This window comes from Roseateles sp., assembly GCF_036404855.1.
In the GTDB taxonomy this organism is placed as follows: Bacteria; Pseudomonadota; Gammaproteobacteria; order Burkholderiales; family Burkholderiaceae_C; genus Pelomonas.
In genome coordinates this window covers 1-1,768 of record NZ_DASWYS010000019.1, presented here as the reverse complement: position 1 = coordinate 1,768, position 1,768 = coordinate 1, and the positions used below count along the sequence as shown (strand labels likewise).

Sequence of the window (1,768 nt, the reverse complement as noted above, 5' to 3'; positions counted from 1 at the left end):
GTCGGCCTCAGGCGGCCGGACGGGGCGGCCGCAACGGCTGCGCGAGCGGGGCCTCGACGGCGAGGCGTCGGCCCAGGCTGGCCGGCGCGGTCAGCGGCGGGGCTGCGGCGATGGCGACCGTGTGGGGCAGGCAGTGGTCGGACATGTCGTCCGTCGTGTCGCCGAGTTCGGCGATCAGCACAAGGATGTCCGAAGACGAGGAGGCAGGCTCTTCACCGACGCTGGAGGGGGCCGTCACGTCACTGTCCGGATACGACGGGGCCACGACGGCCGCCAAGCCGTAGGCCGGCAGCAGCAGGGCAATGACCAGGACTCGGAACCAGCGAAGCACGGCAGGATTCTAGGGGCGCACCTCCGAGTCGGCACGAGCAGGTCTGCCGCCGAGCGGTGACAATCGCTGGCTTGCCTGGAGCACCGCGATGAAACCTTTGGACGATCCCCGCCATGACCATGAAGTTGGCTCCCGCGACGAGACGCGCGACACGACGCGCACCGACGACACTCGCATCGGCGCCGTGCGTGCACTGATCAGCCCGGCCCTGTTGCTGGAGGAACTGCCCGTGTCGGATGCGGCGCTGGAACTGGTCGAGCAGGCCCGCCAGCAGATCAGCGCCATCCTTCACGGCCAGGACGACCGCCTGCTCGTCATCGTCGGCCCGTGCTCCATCCACGACCACGACCAGGCGATGGACTACGCCCGCCTGCTCAAGGCGGCGCGCGACGAGCTGAGCCGCGACCTGCTCATCGTCATGCGCGTGTACTTCGAGAAGCCTCGCACTACCGTGGGCTGGAAGGGCTACATCAACGACCCGCGCCTGGACGGCAGCTTCCATATGAACGAGGGCCTGCGCCTGGCCCGCCAGTTGCTGCTGGAAATCAACGGCCTGGGCCTGCCGGCCGGCACCGAGTTCCTGGATTTGCTGTCGCCGCAGTACATCTCCGACCTGATCGCCTGGGGCGCCATCGGCGCGCGCACCACCGAGAGCCAGAGCCATCGCCAACTCGCTTCGGGCCTTTCTTGCCCCGTCGGTTTCAAGAACGGCACCGACGGCGGCATCAAGGTCGCCAGCGATGCCGTGCTGGCCGCCAGCAGCGCCCACGCCTTCATGGGCATGACCAAGATGGGCACCGCCGCGATCTTCGAGACGCGCGGCAACCAGGACTGCCACGTCATCCTTCGCGGCGGCAAGACACCCAACTACGACGCGGCCTCGGTCGGCGCCGCCTGCGCGGCCCTCAAGACGTCCGGCCTGCGCGAGCAGGTCATGATCGATTTCTCGCACGCCAACTCCAGCAAGAAGTACGAGCGTCAGGTGGACGTTGGCCGCGACGTGGCGGGCCAGATCGCGGGCGGTGATGCGCGCATCACCGGTGTCATGATCGAGAGCCACCTGCAGCCTGGCCGCCAGGACCTGGCCGAGGGCCAGACCCGGGCCGACCTCAAGCCCGGCGTGTCTATCACCGACGCCTGCCTGGGCTGGGCCCAGACCGAGCCGCTGTTGCGCGAACTGGCCACCGCCGTCCAGAAGCGCCGCGGCTGACGCGCGCCTGCCCGCGGCTCCGGCCCTCGGTTTCTGCCTGGGCGACGTTGTCGCAGCGCCCCCGGTGGGGGCGCCCACCAGCCTCTGTTCGCCTGATGCGCAGGCAGGGGGGCGACGTTGCGCCGCGCTGTGCCTCGCCTTGAACCCGGGATGGGTTGCAGCGGCCGGGCAAGGGCACTCCACATTGACAGCCTGAATCCCCGGCCCTATGGTCCTGCCGAATGAAA

2 protein-coding genes are annotated in these 1,768 nt (G+C 69.3%); one reads left to right on the top strand and one right to left on the bottom strand.

Features of this window, described 5'->3' with window-relative positions; translation table 11 throughout:
* Positions 1-7 precede the first annotated feature (7 nt).
* Positions 8-331, bottom strand: coding sequence for a hypothetical protein (locus tag VGF12_RS01240; protein ID WP_331174230.1), 324 nt, complete (start codon positions 329-331; stop codon positions 8-10).
* Positions 332-419: 88 nt separating this feature from the next.
* Here VGF12_RS01240 and VGF12_RS01235 point away from each other — a divergent pair, with 88 nt between their 5' ends.
* Positions 420-1,541 (top strand): 3-deoxy-7-phosphoheptulonate synthase, encoded by a 1,122-nt coding sequence (locus tag VGF12_RS01235; RefSeq protein WP_331174229.1) that lies wholly within the window; start codon positions 420-422, stop codon positions 1,539-1,541.
* Positions 1,542-1,768: the final 227 nt, after the last annotated feature.